Source organism: Desulfosarcina cetonica JCM 12296, assembly GCF_001311845.1.
GTDB lineage: Bacteria > Desulfobacterota > Desulfobacteria > Desulfobacterales > Desulfosarcinaceae > Desulfosarcina > Desulfosarcina cetonica.
Map to the genome: position 1 here is coordinate 1 of NZ_BBCC01000126.1, position 18,894 is coordinate 18,894.

Sequence of the window (18,894 nt, forward strand, 5' to 3'; positions counted from 1 at the left end):
TAAACCAAAAGGAGGCAACTCATGGACATTTTGGTATGCGTGAAACGGGTTCCCGATACCGCTGGGAACGAGATCGAGGTGAATGGTGACAAGCTGATTGAACACCTGAAGGCCAAAGGAGGGTTGAAATAATGGCTGAGATCTATGCATATATCACGCATAAGGATGGCGTGGCCGACGATTCGGCCCTGGAACTGATCGTTGCGGCGACAAAAAAGGTGTATAGTGCTTAAAACAGGATAGCGGGAAAGAGAAAAGAATGACTGATTTTAAAATCGACACCAGGGATGTTTTCTACATTCTCAAAGAACAGCTCAATTACGGGACCCTATGCAATCTGGCGCCATTTGCGGATCTGAACGAAAAGACCCTCGATCTCATGGTAAACGAAGCGATTCATTTCGCCAAAGGCGTCCTCGATCCTCTGAATCAGATTGCCGAGGAGACCCCGTTGCATTCGCCAATGGGGAGGTCCGCTGCCCGGCTGAATTCAAAAAGGCGTTTCGGCAATATGGAAGCGATGGCTGGACCGCCGCCGTCGGTGATCCGGCATACGGTGGTCAGGGATTCCCGCTGATGATGCGCATCATCATCAATGAAATGATGTATGGTGCCTGTCAGGCCTTCAACAGCGCACCCAGCCTGGCGTTCGGCGCGGCCCGGTTGATTCACAGCTTCGGCAGCGAGTCGCTCAAACAGCTTTTTGTATCCAAGATGTTCAGCGGCACCTGGAGTGGCACCATGTGCCTGACCGAGCCCGGTGCCGGGTCCAATTTGGGTGCCCTTGAAACCATGGCCTATCCTGAAGGCGATCACTTCCGCATCAAGGGATCGAAGATTTTCATCTCCTGGGGTGAACACGATCTGACCGAAAACATCATCCATCTGGTGCTGGCCCGCATTGACGGCGCACCGTCGGGCACCGCCGGGATTTCTCTTTTCGTGGTTCCCAAAATTCGCGTCAATGCCGATGGCACACTGGCCGGGCCCAACGATGTGGTCTGCACCGGGATCGAGCACAAATGCGGCCTGCACGCGGCCCCGACGGCCGCCCTGACCTTTGGCGGCCGCGACGACTGCATCGGCTACCTGTGCGGAGAAAAAAACAAGGGCCTGGCGCACATGTTCCAGATGATGAACGGTGCCCGCATCAACTCCGCGGTCAGCGGCATGACCATGGCCGGCAGTGCCTACCGCAACGCCCTGGCCTATGTCCAAGATCGGGTACAGGGCCGCGACATCGCCGGTCGATCGGAAGGTGACGTCACCATCATCCATCACCCGGATGTTCGACGTATGCTGCTGTGGATGAAAGCGGCCGCGGATGGGATGCGCTCGATGGTTTACACCGCCGCCTTTTGGGAAGACCTGGCCAAGCGCTGCCACCGGGGCCGGAAAAAACACGCTACCAGAACCTGATCGACTTTATGACGCCGATTCTGAAAGCCTACTGTTCGGACACGGGTTTTCGCGTTTGTGAAACGGCCATGCAGTGCCTGGGCGGGTACGGATACTGCCGGGATTATCCCATTGAGCGCTACCTGCGCGACGTCAAAATCATGTCCTTGTACGAGGGAACCAACGGCATCCAATCCATGGATCTGATGGGCCGCAAGATGCAAATCAGAGACGGCGGCTGCTTTAAGGCCTTTCAGGAGGAGATCGACGGCTTTTGCGCCACCCACCGGAATCATCCCGTCCTTAAGAATCAAGTCGCTCAACTGGCGTCCACCGCGGGCGAGCTTTGGTCGTGCGCCATGGAAATGCGCACGCGCATGAAAACCGACCCGCTTCAATGGGCCTCGACCACCTATCCGGCCCTGTTGGCCTTCGGGGACCTGACCATGGCCTGGCGACTATTGGATATGGCGGTCATTGCCTCTGACCGGGCCGCGAAAAACGGCAAAAAAAATGATTTTTTCAAGGGCAAGGTCTATCAGGCGACCTGGTTCGTGGACACCACCCTGCCCCATACCCAGGCCAGAATCGGCACCTGCCGGCGCCAGGAACGAGAAATCATCGAGATTCCCGACACTGCCTATTAATGAATTTAAGGATAAGCCGATGCAACCGGAAATCAAAGACAATATTGCCCTGATCCGTATCGACCACCCACCGGCCAATGCCTGGAACCTGTCGACCATGCAGGCTTTCAGCCGTGCTGTCGAACAGGTGAAAACCGATGCAGCGGTTCGTGTGGTCGTTATCACCGGTGCCGGTGAGAAATTCTTTTCCGCCGCTTCGATGTTAGCGATGCCGCCAACACCGAAGCCATCAGCAATATCGGCCGGGACCTGTGGCGGCAGATCGATCGTTTTCCCAAACCCACGATCGCGGCCATCAATGGATACGCCATGGGTGGCGGGTTGGAGTTGGCCCTGGCCTGTCACTTTCGGCTGCTGGCCGACAATCCGAAAATTAAGCTGGGGCTAACCGAACTCAACCTCGGCATCATTCCAGGCTGGGGAGGCACCCAGCGCCTGCCCAGGCTGGTCGGACGGACCAAGGCCCTGGAAATGATTCTACTCAGCCAGACGCTTGACGCCCGCGCGGCCTTTGATTGCGGTCTCGTCGACCGACTGGTCCCACCGGCGCACCTTCTCGATGACGCCATGACCATGGCTCAGCAACTGGCCGAGCGGCCACCCGTAGCCGTGCGCTATGTACTGGAGGCATTCTCGACCGGAATTTACGAGGGGCTTGACCAGGGGCTGCTGAGCGAAGCCGAAGGGGCCGCCATTGTTCGGCAGACCGAAGACCGAGAAGAGGGCTTTGCAGCGTTTAAGGAAAAACGGAAACCGCAATTTTCCGGCAAATAAGACTTGTGTGGTTTCTGTCATTCAGGATATGGGTCAGGGGATGAGCGAGACGAAGAATACAGTTCCGGCGGTTGACCGTGCCGTGGATGTTATCGAATGCATCTCCGCGTCTGACAGGGAAATGTCGCTTTCCGACATCATTGACCGCGTCGACATACCACGCCAGTCCCTTATCCGTATCCTCAACACCCTTTGTTCAAGAGGTTTCCTTGACAAATCCGGAAAAAGAGGACTCTACCGGCTGGGTTTGAAATTTTTGTATTTGGGGCATCGACTCCATGACAAATACGACCTGCGCAATTCTGCCTGGAAATACATGAAGGAGCTGTCGAATAAGACACGCAAAACAATTGAACTGGCGACATTGGACCGTGATCAACTCATCCTCTTGGAACAGATACGGGGAAGCGAGAGCATGGCACTCTACTCTCGCGTTGGAAGTGTCATTCCCTACCTTCATGCTGTTAGTGTCGGAAAAGTTTATCTTTCCTTGATGAGCGAAGAAAAAAGGCACCAAGTCATTCAAAAAATAGGTTTGCCCGCCATCACGAAATATACCATTACAGACCCTGAAGCCCTTGACGCTGAGCTTCTACAGATAAAAAACTGCGGTTTCGGATTCGAGGACCAGGAATTAAGAGAGGGTGTCAGAAGAATTGCCGCCCCGATTTTTAACTTTTCCGGAAAGCATGTTGGGTGCATCGGAATATCCGCCTCCATATTTAATTTTGATCTTAAGGATAAAGAGAAATACGGCGAAATGGTGGTCGATGCTGCCCGAAAGGCTTCAGCTGCTATGGGATACCCATCTAATACCGGCGCAGCATAATATAAGATTTCTTCTGATCGGCGGATACCTGTTTGTCGCTTTCTTGCGATGACGATATGAGGTTGCCGGAAATAAATATTTCCTCCATCCTGCTTGTCTTTGTGCCCGTCCATGAAAGAAAAACGCATGTCTGGCGCCCCACATACCCATCGCCAATGCGTTGAGTGCACGCGAAAAAGTCCTCGACGCGGGCATCCGGCCTGAGCATTCACATCCACATAAGTTTCTAATATTTAATAATTCTCTTCGTTTTCCAAAGATGTAAAAAGCTGTTTTAGGTAAATACTCAGCGAGAAATTCAAAAAGAAATAAAAAAGACTTGACCTGGGACTTTGGAAATTGGCTCAAAAGTATCTTTTTTTCTTGACACAAGAATTTAATCGTTTTAAGTAAGTACCAAATATGGATTTAAAAATATCAAATTTGGTATTTATCTAGAAAGCCAGAAAATACAGTCCCTACAATCGATTGATCAATTTATGGGATCGAATCCATTTTTTCAGCGGCCAAGGATTTATCCCTACAAAAAATAGGTAGGTTAGTAAACCGCAAAGCAGGAGGTTCTTACATGGATTTTGAATTCAGCAAACACCAAAAAATGATCCAAAAGGAAGTACGGCGCTTCGCCCAGGAGGAACTGGCACCAAGGTATCAGCAGTGGGACAGGGAGAAACGGTATCCCCGGGAGTTGGTCAAAAAAATGGGCGATCTGGGATTCATCGGCGTATCGGTGAGTCAGGAGAATGGGGGACTGGGCGAGTCGTTTATCACCGAGGGGATCGTGTGTGAGGAGATTTCCCGGGGGGACTGCAGTATTTCAATGTCAACCCATGTGGCCAATCATCTCTGCGGCGGTCTTTTGGAGCAAGGACACAAGGAGGCAAAGGACGCATTTCTCGGGCCGTTTCTGGCCGGTGAAAAGATCCCGGCCTTCTGCCTGACCGAGCCCGGGTGCGGGACAGATGCCGCCGCCCTTCAAACGCGGGCAGAGAAGAAGGGTGCCGCCTATGTTTTAAACGGAGAGAAGTCGGGCATCACCGCCATCATGGATGCGGATTTTGCTCTGGTTTTCGCCAAGACCGATCCCGAGGCCGGCGCCCAGGGGGTCAGTTGTTTTGTCATTCCCATGGACCTTCCCGGCGTGTCGACCCAATCCTACGAAGACCTCGGATGCAACGCCGTCGTCCGGGGCTCCCTCTTTTTGCAGGATGTGGAGATCCCCGAAACCTATCTGATCGGCCAAGAGGGCAAAGGATTCAAACTGGCCATGCAGGGGTTTGACCAAAGCCGCATCCTGCTCTGCCTGGAAGCCCTGCGCCCGCCTTTGTATCCCTTGAAGAGACCATGGAACATGTCAAACAGCGCCAGGCCTTCGGCCGACCACTGGCGACTTTCGAAGGCGTTTCTTTCCCGATCATCGAACACTTCAGCCTCCTGGAGGCCGTTCGGCTGCTGTGCTACAAGGCATTGTGGTTGAGAGATCAGGGCCGCTCCAGCAGTAAAGAAGCCGGCATGGTAAAATGGATGGCCCCCCGTTTTTCAACCAATGCGATCAGGGACTGTATCGTGCTGCATGGTCATTATGGGTACACCAAAGATTATCCGTTGGAGCAACGTTTGAGGGATGTGCTGGCCATCGAAATCGCCGATGGCACCTCCCAGGTCTCCAAGCTGGTGGTTCACCGGGAAATGATGGGGAGAGAATTTTTGCCCTACAATTATCGGTATTATCGGTAGACGAATCACCGTCTTTTGGGCCACTTCAAGGCCAAACAATTAAACTCTTGCCATTACCTATCGAGGAAATAAAATGAATTTTGAAGAGATCCTTTATGAGAAAAAAAATGGCGTGGCGCGGATCGCCATCAATCGACCCGAAAAATACAATGCCTGTACGTCTCTGACGCTTCTGGAACTGAACAAGGCGCTGACGGATGCCTGGGTAGACACCACCGTTGGGGTGGTGGTATTTACCGGTACCGGCGAAAAGGCCTTTTGCACCGGCGGCGATCAGTCCATCAGGGATAAAAGCGGGTATGCCGGCACCATTGCGGCGCTGCCAGTGGAAGTTGGTTGGCAGACCGTGTCCCACCTGATCCGGACCATCCCCAAGCCGGTCATCGCCCGGGTGAATGGCTACGCCATCGGCGGCGGGCACGTCTTTCAGGTCGTCTGCGACTTGTCCATTGCCGCCGAAACCGCCAAAATGGGCCAGGCCGGTCCCAAGGTCGGCAGCTTCGATCCGGGATATGGAACCGGTGACCTGGTAAGAGCGGTCGGGTTGAAGAAGGCCAAGGAAATTTGGTATATGTGCCGGATGTACACGGCCCATGAGGCACTCGACATGGGGTTGGTCAATAAGGTGGTGCCCTTGGAACAGTTGGACAGTGAAGTCGACCAATGGTGTCAGGAACTTTTGGAAAAAAGTCCCACGGCCCTTAAAATGCTCAAATATGCCTTCCACGCCGAGACCGACGGGGTTGCGGGAATCACCAATCTGGGCGTTGGCGGATTGAGTATGTACTATGGAACCGATGAATCCCTGGAAGGCAGAAATGCCTTCATGGAAAAACGAAAACCCGATTTTTCCAACTATCGCTAACAAACAGAGACAGAGAAATAAGGTTGCCGGAAATTAATAATTTCCGGCAACCTAAAGTCCAAGGGGACCTGATCCCAATGTGCCGCGAGGGAGGCAATCCATGAAAATCCAGAACATCTTCGTTGTTGGTTCCGGCCTGATGGGCAGCGGGATCGCGCAGGTTTTCGCTCAAGCCGGCATGGCCGTGACCATCAGTGATGAAAACCATGAAGCGCTGCAAAAAGCTCGAGAAAATATTGCCTGGTCGGTTGGCAAGCTTGTCGAAAAGGGGCGGCTCAAGGAACCACGGGATACCATTGTCGAACGGATTCAATTCTCCGGCGATTTGGAAAAGGCCGGAGATGCGGACTTGGTGGTCGAGGCGGTTTTCGAAAATCTAAACCTCAAGCGGGATATTTTTCGACGTCTGGATGAGATATGCAAACCGGATACGGTCCTGGCCAGCAACACCTCCTCGCTGCCGATTACCGAGCTTGGAGCAGTTACCCGGCGTCCGGAAAGGGTGTTGGGGCTCCATTTTTTCAGCCCGGTTCCCATGATGCGGGCGGTGGAGGTGGTCAGGGGCGTGAGTACGTCCGAGGAGACCATGCTGATGGGGGCCGCTGTGGTTCGGGAATTGGGCAAGGAGCCCATCCGGGTGGAAAGCGATCTGCCGGGTTTTTTGCTCAACCGAGTCAATTTGGTGAGCTACGTCGAAGCCATCAAGCTTCTGGAACAGGGCGTGGCGACGGCGGAAGATATCGACAAGGGGGTCCGGCTGGCCTTCGGTCGGCCCATGGGGCCGTTTGAAACCGGAGATATCGTGGGGCTCGACGTCTCCTGTAACGCGCTGGAATCAATATACCAGGAAGGCCGTGAAGATCGTTATTATCCCCCCCAGCTTTTGAGACGAAAAGTGAGAGCCGGGCATCTTGGCAAAAAGAGCGGTCAAGGTTGGTATCGGTACGATGAAAATGGTCAGCGTTTGTAGGCGTCAACTACCCATGGCCAACGCTTTCACCACCAAAGGACCAATCGGCCAGACGGCCCCCAGATGGCCCCCAGATGGCCTATCGACAACCAGTGTCCATCCAGAAATGTCCAATTTTCCCGATATCTTGGTTCCCCGAAAAATTTTATCCTCGGAATATCAACCAGATGCCTGTGGCAAAAATTTTCGGGGGCCTTGATCTCGACCCAATTCGCCTATTTCCGGACAGCCACTGACGAATAGGTACCGTGAGTTTTTCCGGTTTCCACGAATGCCTTCATGGTATCGTGTTTGGCTTCGTCAAGGGCGCAACCGATGCTGAGAATATAACCTTTGTCAGCGGCGGCAACGTCGATGAGTTTCTTGGTCTCCTCTTCGACCTGGTCCACGGTTCCGGTCAGAATCAATGATACCGGGAAGCCGCCGGCAATGCAGACCTTGCCGCCCAGCACCTCACGGGCCTTGCTCATGTCGGTGCGGTCGAACAGATACATGCAGCGGATGTCGGCGGTCTCGGCCAGATAGTCGAGGCGCTGGTTGTATCCGCCTTCGACGAAACAGGCCGGCACGCAGCCCGCCCCGGCCAGGCCAACCATGACGGCTTTGAGGGTCGGCCAGTAGAACTTCTGGAACTGCTCATCGGACATGAAGCCGTCGGCGCCTTGTGTAGCGGGATAAATACAATGGGGTTGCCATTGGCCACGGCACCGCTGACCCCCTGATCGATCATGGGCTGAACCAGACGCTGGGCTGCCTCGATCACTTTTTCGGGACGACGGTACAGGTCCATCATGAGCGACGTGGTCCCGCGGAAAGAGTCGCTGAGCACGTCAAAGGGCGCTTTGGTGGCCCCGCCGATGCCGAAAGGAAAGCCGGCGGCCATGATCTGACCCAAAATCGGCCCCATGGTGTTGATCCAATCAAAGCATTGTTTGCCCGCTGTCATCAGTGCCTGGAGCGCCGCCTGCACCGGCGGGGTCCCCATGGCAACCAGCCAAGGGCCAAGCATGGGCAGTTCCATGGCGCCGTAAATGGGGGGGATGTCGGCCAGCGGTGCCAGGGCAGCGTGGGTTTTGGGCATCCAGAAACGCAGGTAGAAATCCGTCGGATCGCTGATCAAACGATCGTATTCCTCGGGTTTCATGTACTCCTTTTCGTTGAACTGATATGACAGATTCTCGGCAACCCCGTGCCCGGGCCATTTATACAGATTGTACTGCAGGGTTTCCAATGCCGGCCCATACATCAGCATGGATGCGGCACCGGCGGTATCCGGCTGGTAGGTGGCACAGAAATCGAAATAAGCCTGACCGGCCGCTTCGGGGTTGTACATGGCCTCATGACCGCTAAGGCCCTTGAGCATGGTCGGTGCAAAGGTGGTCAGGGGCATGATCGGCACCCGTTTGATGTCCGGACTGATCTTCAGCGCATCGCTAACCAGGCCGGCGCGCTCCTGATAGGCGGCCTTTTCTTCCGGGCCTGCGAATTCAATGCCTTCGCCCGATGCCCACTGGGCTAAAAACGCATCCTGTCGCTCTGTGACCGACAGCGTGTTGTTCTGGCCTACCATAATGTCTCCCATGGTTGGTTTGTGCCCCTCCAGAGATGGTCGATTTCCCGACGATAACCTTGTACGGGTCACGCAGACCGGCTTCCTTCAGTTTCTCCCCAACCCCCTCATCGAGTCGAAGGCCAGCGCCAACAGACCGCTGACACCAATTACGTCCGGGTTGAATGCCGTGGCTTTCTCGATAATCGTGTCCGCCGGTAATGTGAAGGTTAGGGAATTCTTTTCTGAAGAAAAATCACACCGGTAACCAATCGACCCAAGACGCCAATCACATATTCTTATAGATGGCTTTATCGCCTTGACAGGACCAAACAAGTCTTATAGAGGAATGTCAAGTGTTTTTTTGATACGAACGGTTACGCTAACGATTCTATGCTTCTAAGGAAGTGACCCGAAATCCGAGTGACTTCGTGGACCTAAATGTTTCCCCGCAAGATACGCTGCTTTTTACGAGTCACGTTGTAAGCAATGAGCCGTCATTGTTGGAAAAGATGGGCGAGCGATAGCCGGATCCAAGGCCAGCCTTTCACTTACAGTCGATCTCCCAGACGGCAGGAAGCCATTCATGGTGCGAAGTTTTTTTGATCAATCGCGGATATCGCCAACCGAGTCCGATGGAACGGAAAAAATAGACAAGACGAGCTATTTACCCGCCTATGTCCAGCTGGCCAATATATTGAAACAGCGCATCTCTGCGGGTATCTACGAGCCCGGCAGCCGTCTGCCATCGGAGGCATCCCTGGCCAAGCATTTTGGCCTTTCCGCCATGACCGCCCGTCAGGCCGTTGGCGTGCTGGCCGAAGAGGGGCTGGTTAAACGGGTTCAGGGCAGCGGGACCTTCGTCCAACGCATTGGCGTTGCCACCAGTCATTTTGGCCTCGATGCGCTGCGGGATGTTTTTATGGACAAGGACAACCTGGATGTCCGCATTCTGAAAGCCACGGTTGAATCCGCCCAGGGCGCCCCGTGCAGCGCCCTGGGGGTAGCCAATGGGGAACGCTTGGTGGTGGTTGAACGGCTCATTTTATACCAGGGCCACCCGTTTACCATCCAGGTTGGGTATGCCCGTTTTGATCCGGAGTCCCCCATTGTAGAGACCATGCTGGATACGAAGATGCTCACCGGCCTTTTTTTCGAAAATACGACGTCATGCTTCATGAAAGGAGAGCTTCGCTTGCTGCCCGCATTCTTTAACGAGCAGGAAGCCGAGCTTCTCAACAGCAAGGCAGGCGCATGTGCGTTCAGGCTGGAGCATATATTCTACGATTTCTCAGACCAGCCCGCCTCCTTCGGCTGGTTCACCGTCAGCCCCGAGAAAATGCCGCTGATCAGTAAGGTGGGGGTCTGGAATGAATAAAGGCCGTAATCAAGGCAAAACGAATCCGGTGGGTGCGGTGCGCTTGAAAAAACTGGTCAAACTGGTTGTCGATCTCAAGGAAAAGCAATGCGTCGCTGAAGTCAGCACCATGCTCGACGCCGGCTACCCGCCTCAGGATCTTCTGGACAGCTGTCTTCAGGGAATGCAGGAAATCGGCCAACGGTTCGAAGATGGCCGCTACTATATTTCCGCGCTGATCATGGCCGGTGCATCATGCGCCAGATGACAGATTTGTTGGAACCGCATTTGGGAACCAAAAAAACCGAGTCTGTCATCGGCACCATGTTGCTGGGAACCGTTGCCGGCGATATCCATGATCTGGGGAAAAATCTGTTTGCCATCCTGGCTCGTTGCAAGGGGATTCATGTGATCGATTTAGGCGTCGATGTGCCACCGGCCACGTTTTTAGCCAAGGCTCAGGAACACAAACCCGCCATGATCGGCATCAGCTGTGTGTTGACCACGGGATGGCCGAAACTGGAGGAGACCGTCTCCCTGCTGCGCAACAAACTCCCTCCCCCCGTGCCGTCGATTATCATTGGGGGAACCAGCATCGATGAACATGTGTGTCGCTACGTCAAGTCGGATTTTTGTGTCAGTGATGCCTCCGAAGGCCTGGCGATCTGCCACCGCGTGATGAACAAATCAGAAGACAAACGTCCCAAAAAAAGATAGAGGGAGGAAGCTGCATCAATGAGGCGATTGGCGGATAACGCAGCCCAAAAGCATCATCTTGAATGCCATGGCATAAAACAGATATCAAGCGGACAGCATCAATGATGGGGGAAACAGATGAGCACGACGGAATTTAAAGATAAAGTCAAGCGTAACGTTGCAAACAACTTTGACCAAAGTTTTCAAATTTATCAGGACTTCGAGGACAAATACCAGTTCTTTAACCGTCTGGCCCTGAAAATGGCCGAATCAATTAATCTGCAAAGAGGGTCGTCGGTTCTGGATGTCGGCTGCGGAAATGGTATTTCCGCCAAAGCACTGCATGACCGGTTTGACTGCAGCGTTCTGGGCGTGGATTTATCCGAGCAGATGATTGCCGCCGGACAGGAACTTTGCCGTGCGCCGGCCATCCGTCTGATCCAGGGCGACGGTGAGAAGCTGACCCAGATTGTAGGCGATCAAGATTTTGATTATGTGCTTTACAACGCCTCGATCTTTATCTTTCCGGATGTTCGTGCCACCCTTGATGAATCCGTCAAGTGCCTTCGTCCCGGCGGGAAAATCGCCTTTTCTTTCTATCCCCAGATCTTGGGCGAAAGCAATGAGGACTTGATGAGCGTTGCCTATGAACGATTGGGCGAGCCGGAACCCCGGTTTCGGGTGATCACCGATTACGACAAGGCCAGCCGGGCACTGGAAGACCGTTGCGGCGATATCAGCCATCATCAATGGGCAAGACCCCTTGATGTCGGTTTCCTGCAGGATTTTTTCTCTATTCCAGCCCAATCTGCATCGCTTTTCCCGGGACGTGGATATGAAGAGCGACGCGACCGGGTCGTACAGTTATTTGCCGGTCTGGAAGACATGAAGGATAAAGGCCGTATCGTTTGGCGAATAGCGGAAGGTGTCAAAACGAAAAGCGTTCCTTAGTTCTCCCTTATCATCCGTATCCTCCTTTTACGTTTAACTTCAGATAGTACTCAATGAAGCGGCCAATCAGCGGGTTATCATTCTCCGGATGGTGGCACAGGCTGATGGTCAGATAGCACTGCGGATCGGCCACGGCGATGCCTTTGACATTGGCGGAAATGTTTGCCTCTTTCACATGGTAGGGCATCAGCAAGACCCCCATGTCGGGCTTCATGTTCAACACGGCTTCTTCAATCGATTTGACCGTCAACACGGTCTGGGGTTCATACCCCGCCGTCCGACAAAAATCATGCTGATACTTGACCATCGCCCCGCTGTAATACCCCTGAATGGAGATGAAGCTTTCTTTTTTCAATTCGCTAAGGTGCAGGCGTTTCCGGGATGCCAGGGGATGTTCCCGATGCATGATAACGGCCAAGGGTTCCCTGAAAGCATCGTGGAATATCAGCCGGTTGGAATTGGGTGCGTCGATCCGGGGAAGGATGGCAAGGTCCACCTGCCTTGCCAGCAAGGCATCGACAATGGCTTCCGGATAGGCGGGCAGATATTTCAGTTTGACCTGGGGATGGGACGACTCAAAACCACTCACCATGTCGCTGAGATATCTTTTAATCCCAAAATACGGAACACCGATATGAAGCTGTTCGGCGAGAGTACGCTTCAGCTTCTCACACAGGGCGTCATAGTCGCTTACAATCGTCTCAATCCCTTCCAGGAATGTCCGACCGGCCCGGGTCAGTCGAACATTATGGGTGTCCCTCTTGAAAAGCATTGTACCCACTTCTTTTTCAAGCATGGCAATATGACGACTCAACCCCGGTTGGGTCATGTTGAGCCGTTCCGATGTAACTGAATAATTAAGGTATTTTGCCAGAGCAATGAATTCTCTAAAATAATCTATTTTCATTCGTGCAACCCGAATTGGATGGTTTTGAAAACCTTGTTGAGTCCGTTGGCAAGCCGAAAAGATGCAGATTATTTAATAAATGCATAACCCTTCCATTTTTATTATTTCCATTTGGCGCCCGAATCTGCGTTTATCCACTCTTATATATGACTATAGGATATTTACTAAACCGAGGAGGGTGAAGTCAAATGATTATTATCGGTGAAAAAATCAACGGCGCCATTCCGTCTGTGGCAAAGGCCATTGCCGACAAGGACGAAGCGTTAATCAGGGAGCTTGCCAAAACCCAGTCCGAAGCTGGGGCGGCTTACATCGACGTATGCGCATCGGTGGACTCGGCGATCGAATTGGATACCATGAAGTGGCTGATTGATCTGGTTCAGGAGGCCACCGACACCCCGATCGCCATCGACAGCCCCGACGCCAGGGTGTGCGCCAAGGCCATCGAATTCTGCAATAAACCCGGTCTGGTGAACTCCGTCTCCATGGAAGGAGACAAGATCGATGTGGTTTTTCCGATGATCGCGGATACCCAGTGGGAATGCATCGCGCTTTTGTGCGACGATAGCGGCATCCCCAAAACCGGGGAAAAGCGCCTCGAGGTGTTTGCCGCCATCATGGAAAAGGCCGAGGCGTTCAACATCGATCCGTCCCGCCTGCATATCGATCCCTTGGTTGAAATGCTTTGCACCGCTGAAGACGGCATCAACACCGTCATGGAAGTGATGCGGGAAGTCAAGCGACAGTATCCCACGATTCATGTGACCGGAGGCGCCAGCAATATTTCGTTCAACCTGCCGGCCCGTAAATTCGTCAACCAGGCGTTTCTTGTTCTTTCCATGGGTGCGGGAATGGACAGCGCCATCATCAATCCGTTGCACAAGCACATGATGGGACTGATCTACGCCACGGAAGCCTTAAAGGGAAATGATGAGTACTGCATGGAGTACATCAACGGCTACCGAGAAGGGCTTTACGGCCCCGTCAAATAACCAACCATAACCGTTTTAACCATAACAAGGGGAACCCATGTCAAAAATTGATGATGTAAAAGCAAATGTCGAAAAAGGAAAAACAAAAATCGTACCCGGCCTCGTCCAGGAAGCGCTGGATGAAGGCGGCAACCCCGTCGAAATTCTCGATGCAATGGTCTCGGCCATGGGTGTTGTCGGGGATAAGTTTTCCACCAATGAAATTTTTGTCCCTGAAATGCTGATGGCCGCGAAGGCAATGGCCAAGGGCGTGGAAATAATAAAGCCGCTTCTGGCCGGAGAGGGCGGCTCATCCCTGGGAACCTGTGTTATCGGAACGGTTCAAGGCGACTTGCACGACATCGGGAAGAACCTCGTCGCCATGATGATCGAAAGCGCCGGATTCACCATGGTTGACCTGGGTGTGGATGTCTCCATCGAGAAGTTCATCGATGCCGTCAAAACCAATGAAAATGTGAAGCTTGTCGCCTGCTCGGGATTGCTGACGACCACCATGCCGGCCTTGAAGGAAACGGTCAAAACCCTCAAGGAAAGCGGCCTGCCCGGGTTCAAGGTGCTGGTCGGAGGCGCGCCGGTCACCGCCCAGTTCGCGGAGGAGATTGGTGCGGACGGCTATGCGGCCGATGCCGGGAGCGCCGCCATCAAGGCCAAGGAACTTATCGCCGCAGCTTAAAGCAAGAGAACACAACCATAGGGAGAAACCGAGCCATGCTGACTAAAAAACAAAATCTGTTGGAGACCATCAAGGGCGGACGTCCGGACAGGTTCGTCAATCAATATGAATTCATGGAACTCACCGTTTTCATTCCCGGATTCAAATACCCGCTGGCGCCTGGGCAGACGGTCAAAGACGACTGGGGGATCACATTCGACTTTCCCGAAGGCCAGATCGGCGCCTTCCCCCTTCACGATGATAAGCACAAGGTGATCAAGGACATTACCCAATGGCGGGAGCAAGTGAAGGCTCCCCGTCTCGATTTCAAAGACGAGGAATGGGGCCCGGTCATTGAACAGGCCGGCAAGGTGAATCGTGAGGAACAGTTTCTGGCGGCATGCCAGATGCCCGGCATTTTTGAGATGACCCATCATCTGATGGGTATGGAGGATGCCCTGATGGCGCTGTATGAAGAGCCCGAAGAGATGCACGGCCTGATTGCCTTGCTCAAGGACCAGGAGTTGAGAAGAGCCGAATTGATCATCGAGCGACTCCACCCGGATGCGCTGTTCCATCACGATGACTGGGGCGGACAGGCATCCACTTTCCTTTCTCCGAACATGTACGCGGACTTCTTTCTCGAACCGTACAAAGAGATTTACAAGTTCTGGAAAGACAATGGGATCGAGTTGATCGTTCATCACAGCGATTCCTATGCCGCGACCTACGTCCCCCTCATGATCGAAATGGGCATCGATATCTGGCAGGGCACAATGACCACCAACGACATCCCCAAACTGATCGAGGCGTATGGCAAGCAAATCACCTTCATGGGCGGTCTTGACAGCGGTGTCATCGATTTTCCGGAGTGGACACCGGAAATTTGTGCCGAGCATGTTGAAAAGGCGTGCCGAAGCTTCGGCAAACACTATTTCATCCCCTGTCTGACCCAGGGACTGCCCTTTAGCTCCTTCCCCGGTGTTTACGATGAAGTGAGCCGGCAAATCGACATCATGAGCAAAAAAATGTTCTGATCACCGGTTTGGAACCGGCGTGTTTTTGCGAAACCACACATTACCTGAAAGAAACGGCGCTTCATGAAAATAAAACCCATTATCATATCGATTCTTTTTGTGATTCCCCTTCTTCTGCCGTTGTCTGCCCTGGCGGAGAACGATCCCAGAGACAGCATTGCAGCCCCGGACGGTACCAGCATTTTTCTGTTTTACTACCGGCAATATAGCGGGGAGGAGTTATATGCCGGCGGCGACAAAATCAACAGCAACATTGATTACAGCCTTAACATGGCCATTTTCAGGTACGCCCATTTTGTGGGCCTGGGAGACTGGACATGGAGTTACGATGTGGTCCAGCCGGTCGGCGACCTGGACTTTGAAGGCAACAGTTCCAGCGGACTGGGGGACACCACGATCGCAACCCATATCAATACGCCCTTTTTTTTCCAGTCCGACGATCTGTCATACATGATGTCCGCAGGCTTTTACCTGAGTGCGCCCACGGGCGATTACCATTCCGACAAGGTCGTCAACATCGGCTGCAACCGCTGGACCTACAAATTGGAGTACACCCCGGTAATCCTCCAGACCAAGGCCATCACCCTGGAATTTACCGGAGATGTGACCTTTTACACGGATAACGACGATTACGGCGCATCCTCGGCGGATCTTGAAACCGACCCGCTTTTCAGTCTTCAGACCCATTTGACCTACAATGTCACCGATGCCTTCTGGATCGGTGCCAGCCATTACTATTATTCCGGAGCGGAAAACGAGATAGACGGTATCAGTCAGAATGACGAGGCCGACAACCAGGCGCTCAGGTTCACCGCATCCTTTAATGTTGCGTCCAACGTAATCCTGATGCTCCAGTACAACACGGAAATCGAACGGGATAACGGTGTGAAACAGAATTGGTTCGGCACCCGGATTGCTTATGTTTGGTAACGCCCCAAGGCTCAAGCCATAACGATCAATTTTTAAACCGCAAAAAAAGGGGGAGGGCTCAAGCCCTCTCCTTTTTTTCACCACCGGATGCTTGTGCAACGAAACCATCGCTGCGTAACATCTCAAAAAGTTCCGGCAAGGGCCTTCCATGGCAGATCGGGTGGTCTTCCACCGCCGGGAAATCCGTGTCAAGGGACGGCTTTTGCCGGGGCGCGATACCCCGTCGCTAAAACGATATCCGGCGGATCTTCAATACCCGGGCATAGATCGACACGGAAAGAACGATGATCAAGCCGTAGACCAACCGGGTCCAGAATCCGGAGAGGCCCGCGCTGATGATACCGGCCTCGATGATGCCGATGATGCAGGCGCCCACCACGGTACCGAAGATGGTCCCCTCCCCGCCGAACACCGAGGTCCCGCCAATGAAAATCGAGGCGAAGACGATCAGCAGATATCCTTCTCCCTGGGTGGGCCACCAATTGGCCATCTCCAGACAGACCATCACCGCCACCAGGGCGCTGACCAGCCCCATGAGCGTGAACAGCATAACGCGCGTGAAGTTTGTGTCGATGCCCATCATGTGCGCGGTTTTGATGTCGTCGCCCACGAAACGCAGGTTGTCGCCGAAGACATGCCGGTTGAGCATCAGCCAGAAGAAAACAGCCAGCCCCAGGCACCAGAGCGCCTGGACCGGCAGCACGCCGCCGATACGGCCGGCCATGAGGGGATGCAGCCAGGTCCCGCGGATACTGACCAGGTTGATGGCCAGCCCCGAGGCCAGCAGCGTGGTCAGGCCGCGCCAAAAAAACTGCATCCCGATGGTGGCGATGATGGACGGCACGCCGACGGTCACGACAATCAGGCCGTTGATCAGGCCCGCCATGGCGCCGGCGACCAGGCTGAGCAGCAGCGCACCCGCCGGACTGCCCAAGCGGGTGTAGACCAGGGCGAAGACGAATCCGGAAAAGGCCATCACCGACGGAAAGGCGAGATCCAGTTCGCCGGCGATAATCAGAAAGGTCAACCCCAGCGCGAGGATGGCGGTGAAGGGGATGGTCGACATGAACGCGGTATAGATCCGCAGGGAGAGAAAGGTCTGCGGGTTGGCCAGGGCGAACAGGCCCAGCAGGGTGAACAGGATCAGGCAAACGCCAATCTGCAGCTTGAAGGGGGAGAGGTGGTGTTTCAAAAACCGCTGCATCAGTTCTTCAGCCCATTGGCGATGTCCAGCATGTTGCGGTTCAGGCTCTCGAGGGTCAGCTCATCCTTGGCATACTGCATGCGCAGGCGGCCCTTCTCCATGATCACAAACCGGTCGGCGGCATTGAACGCATGCGCCAGGTTGTGGGTCACCAAAATGCAGGACTTCCCGCTGGCGCGGATCTGCTCGATAAACGCCAGGACCTTGCCCACTTCCTTGAGCGACAGGGCCGTGGTCGGCTCATCCAGGATAACGGTCTCGGCTTGGAAATACATGGCCCGCCCGATGGCCAGGCCCTGGCGCTCTCCGCCCGAAAGGCGTGTCACCGGGGCGCGGGGATCCATGCCGGCGCCGCGCAGCCCCAGGTGCTGCATGAGAATCTGCTCGGCGATGGCTTTCTCCCGGGCCACGTGGATGAATCCGAAACGGTGGGTCAGGTGACGCCCCATGAAGACGTTGCGCCAGATGGCCTGCTTCTCCCCCAGGGAGCGCTCCTGGTAGACGGTTTCGATTCCCATGCGCCGGCCGGCGCACATCGAAGGTACGCGGGTCGACCCGTCGTCCCCGGATGCGCATCTCGCCGCCGTCCGGGGTGTGGACGCCGGCGATGATCTTGATCAGGGTGGATTTGCCCGCGCCGTTGTCTCCCAAAAGGGCCAGCACTTCACCGGCGAAAAGGCTGAGGTTCACGCCGACGAGGGCGTCCACCGGACCGAAGGATTTGCTGATGTCGCGAAGTTCCAATACCGGCTGCATGGTTTGTCACCCGGGCGGTAGTTGCTTATATGGCGTGGGAAAAAACGGCAGGCATGGCCGACCGCAGGGGAAGAACGGTCGGCGCGCATGCCTGCCGTCGATGCGTCTGGCTTAGCGCAGGCCTTTTTCGGCCAGGGGAGCGATCAGGTCGATATTATCCTTGTGCACGAAACCGCCGCCGGTCTGAATGGTCAGGCCGGAGAAGCCGAGTTTTTTGGTCAGGACGATCTGCAATACCGGCAGGTAACCCTGGAGATAGGGCTGGCCGTCGCCCACCAGATCCACGTAACCGTTCTTGATGGCGCTGACCGTGGCCGGGGACATGCTGAACCCGGCGCCGAAAATTGCGTCAGGCCCGACCCCCGCGGCACGGAAGAAATTCTCCAACTGGGCGGTCAGGGCGCCATGATCCATGATGACCAGCTTGCAGTCCGGGTTGGCCGATAGGTAGGCGGTCATCACCGGCTGACCGAGAGCGGCGTCCTTGTCGATCTCCGGGGTGATCTCCATGTAGTCGACCGTAAGCCCGGCTTTCTCCAGGGTCTCGACCAGGGCCAGCGAGCTGCGCCCGCGGGTCGGCTGGCTCTTCAACCCCCAGACCAGCGCCCTGTCGCCCTTGCCCAGCCCGGTGCGGTTGAGCGCC

General features: G+C 54.5%; 21 protein-coding genes and 2 pseudogenes. 17 read left to right on the forward strand and 6 right to left on the reverse strand.

From position 1 onward, the window contains the following. Positions 1–330: 330 nt before the first annotated feature. The 9 genes and pseudogenes from JCM12296_RS48005 (at position 331) to JCM12296_RS22975 (ending at position 7,220) form a co-directional block, all read left to right on the forward strand. Positions 331–1,419: an acyl-CoA dehydrogenase family protein gene (locus JCM12296_RS48005; RefSeq protein ID WP_281492130.1), complete on the forward strand. Its 1,089-nt coding sequence runs from the start codon at positions 331–333 to the stop codon at positions 1,417–1,419. A gap of 8 nt (positions 1,420–1,427) precedes the next feature. Further along, positions 1,428–2,045, forward strand: a complete 618-nt coding sequence (locus tag JCM12296_RS48010; protein WP_054698430.1) for an acyl-CoA dehydrogenase C-terminal domain-containing protein — start codon at positions 1,428–1,430, stop codon at positions 2,043–2,045. A 19-nt stretch (positions 2,046–2,064) separates the two neighbouring features. Then, positions 2,065–2,433, forward strand: coding sequence for an enoyl-CoA hydratase-related protein (locus JCM12296_RS48015; RefSeq protein ID WP_281492131.1), 369 nt, complete (start codon positions 2,065–2,067; stop codon positions 2,431–2,433). Further along, positions 2,331–2,819 carry an enoyl-CoA hydratase-related protein gene (locus tag JCM12296_RS48020; RefSeq protein WP_281492132.1) on the forward strand — a complete coding sequence of 163 codons (489 nt, stop codon included), beginning with the start codon at positions 2,331–2,333 and terminating at the stop codon, positions 2,817–2,819. The genes JCM12296_RS48015 and JCM12296_RS48020 overlap by 103 nt, the downstream gene beginning before the upstream one ends. A gap of 40 nt (positions 2,820–2,859) precedes the next feature. Then, positions 2,860–3,648 (forward strand): IclR family transcriptional regulator, encoded by a 789-nt coding sequence (locus JCM12296_RS22950; protein WP_172684049.1) that lies wholly within the window; start codon positions 2,860–2,862, stop codon positions 3,646–3,648. Between the two features lie 598 nt (positions 3,649–4,246). Next, positions 4,247–4,849: pseudogene (locus tag JCM12296_RS45440) on the forward strand (acyl-CoA dehydrogenase family protein); the annotation flags it as partial. 143 nt (positions 4,850–4,992) lie between these two features. After that, positions 4,993–5,385, forward strand: a complete 393-nt coding sequence (locus JCM12296_RS22965) for an acyl-CoA dehydrogenase family protein (protein WP_083456425.1) — start codon at positions 4,993–4,995, stop codon at positions 5,383–5,385. 73 nt (positions 5,386–5,458) lie between these two features. Then, complete coding sequence (locus JCM12296_RS22970; protein WP_054698441.1) at positions 5,459–6,250, forward strand: enoyl-CoA hydratase-related protein; 792 nt, start codon at positions 5,459–5,461, stop codon at positions 6,248–6,250. Between the two features lie 100 nt (positions 6,251–6,350). Further along, a complete protein-coding gene (locus JCM12296_RS22975; protein WP_054698443.1) occupies positions 6,351–7,220 on the forward strand; it encodes a 3-hydroxyacyl-CoA dehydrogenase family protein in 870 nt (289 codons plus the stop codon). Between the two features lie 215 nt (positions 7,221–7,435). On the opposite strand, the gene JCM12296_RS42385 is transcribed toward JCM12296_RS22975, so the two are convergent. Continuing rightward, complete coding sequence (locus JCM12296_RS42385; RefSeq protein ID WP_218188239.1) at positions 7,436–7,867, reverse strand: uroporphyrinogen decarboxylase family protein; 432 nt, start codon at positions 7,865–7,867, stop codon at positions 7,436–7,438. 1,488 nt (positions 7,868–9,355) lie between these two features. Here JCM12296_RS42385 and JCM12296_RS22990 point away from each other — a divergent pair. The 4 genes from JCM12296_RS22990 (at position 9,356) to JCM12296_RS23005 (ending at position 11,773) form a co-directional block, all read left to right on the forward strand. Beyond that, positions 9,356–10,147, forward strand: coding sequence for a GntR family transcriptional regulator (locus tag JCM12296_RS22990; protein ID WP_054698447.1), 792 nt, complete (start codon positions 9,356–9,358; stop codon positions 10,145–10,147). Further along, on the forward strand, positions 10,140–10,394 hold the full coding sequence (locus tag JCM12296_RS22995; RefSeq protein ID WP_054698448.1) for a B12-binding domain-containing protein: 255 nt from the start codon (positions 10,140–10,142) through the stop codon (positions 10,392–10,394). Before JCM12296_RS22990 ends, JCM12296_RS22995 begins: the two co-directional genes overlap by 8 nt. 20 nt (positions 10,395–10,414) lie before the next feature. Next, a complete protein-coding gene (locus JCM12296_RS23000; RefSeq protein ID WP_172684050.1) occupies positions 10,415–10,843 on the forward strand; it encodes a cobalamin B12-binding domain-containing protein in 429 nt (142 codons plus the stop codon). 117 nt (positions 10,844–10,960) lie between these two features. Further along, positions 10,961–11,773 carry a class I SAM-dependent methyltransferase gene (locus JCM12296_RS23005; RefSeq protein WP_054698452.1) on the forward strand — a complete coding sequence of 271 codons (813 nt, stop codon included), beginning with the start codon at positions 10,961–10,963 and terminating at the stop codon, positions 11,771–11,773. 10 nt (positions 11,774–11,783) lie between these two features. On the opposite strand, the gene JCM12296_RS23010 is transcribed toward JCM12296_RS23005, so the two are convergent. Then, positions 11,784–12,680, reverse strand: a complete 897-nt coding sequence (locus JCM12296_RS23010) for a LysR family transcriptional regulator (protein ID WP_083456426.1) — start codon at positions 12,678–12,680, stop codon at positions 11,784–11,786. A gap of 188 nt (positions 12,681–12,868) precedes the next feature. Between JCM12296_RS23010 and JCM12296_RS23015 the strand changes: the two genes are divergently transcribed. The 4 genes from JCM12296_RS23015 to JCM12296_RS23030 all read left to right on the forward strand — a co-directional run bounded on the left by JCM12296_RS23015 (position 12,869) and on the right by JCM12296_RS23030 (position 16,291). Beyond that, complete coding sequence (locus JCM12296_RS23015) at positions 12,869–13,672, forward strand: methyltetrahydrofolate cobalamin methyltransferase (RefSeq protein WP_054698456.1); 804 nt, start codon at positions 12,869–12,871, stop codon at positions 13,670–13,672. A 37-nt stretch (positions 13,673–13,709) separates the two neighbouring features. Beyond that, a complete protein-coding gene (locus JCM12296_RS23020; RefSeq protein WP_054698457.1) occupies positions 13,710–14,345 on the forward strand; it encodes a corrinoid protein in 636 nt (211 codons plus the stop codon). A gap of 35 nt (positions 14,346–14,380) precedes the next feature. After that, positions 14,381–15,361, forward strand: a complete 981-nt coding sequence (locus JCM12296_RS23025) for a uroporphyrinogen decarboxylase family protein (protein WP_054698459.1) — start codon at positions 14,381–14,383, stop codon at positions 15,359–15,361. 63 nt (positions 15,362–15,424) lie between these two features. Further along, positions 15,425–16,291, forward strand: a complete 867-nt coding sequence (locus JCM12296_RS23030; RefSeq protein ID WP_054698461.1) for a transporter — start codon at positions 15,425–15,427, stop codon at positions 16,289–16,291. Positions 16,292–16,517: 226 nt separating this feature from the next. Here JCM12296_RS23030 and JCM12296_RS23035 read toward each other — a convergent pair whose 3' ends face one another. From JCM12296_RS23035 to JCM12296_RS40155, 4 genes and pseudogenes are all read right to left on the reverse strand, one after another. Next, positions 16,518–17,495: an ABC transporter permease gene (locus JCM12296_RS23035; RefSeq protein ID WP_054698463.1), complete on the reverse strand. Its 978-nt coding sequence runs from the start codon at positions 17,493–17,495 to the stop codon at positions 16,518–16,520. Beyond that, on the reverse strand, positions 17,495–18,013 hold the full coding sequence (locus JCM12296_RS23040; RefSeq protein WP_218188240.1) for an ATP-binding cassette domain-containing protein: 519 nt from the start codon (positions 18,011–18,013) through the stop codon (positions 17,495–17,497). The genes JCM12296_RS23035 and JCM12296_RS23040 overlap by 1 nt, the downstream gene beginning before the upstream one ends. Positions 18,014–18,098: 85 nt before the next feature. Continuing rightward, positions 18,099–18,251 (reverse strand): annotated as a pseudogene (locus tag JCM12296_RS50740) (ATP-binding cassette domain-containing protein); the annotation flags it as partial. A gap of 111 nt (positions 18,252–18,362) precedes the next feature. After that, the coding region (locus JCM12296_RS40155) for a type 1 periplasmic-binding domain-containing protein (RefSeq protein ID WP_479690880.1) at positions 18,363–18,894 on the reverse strand (532 nt) is incomplete at its 5' end.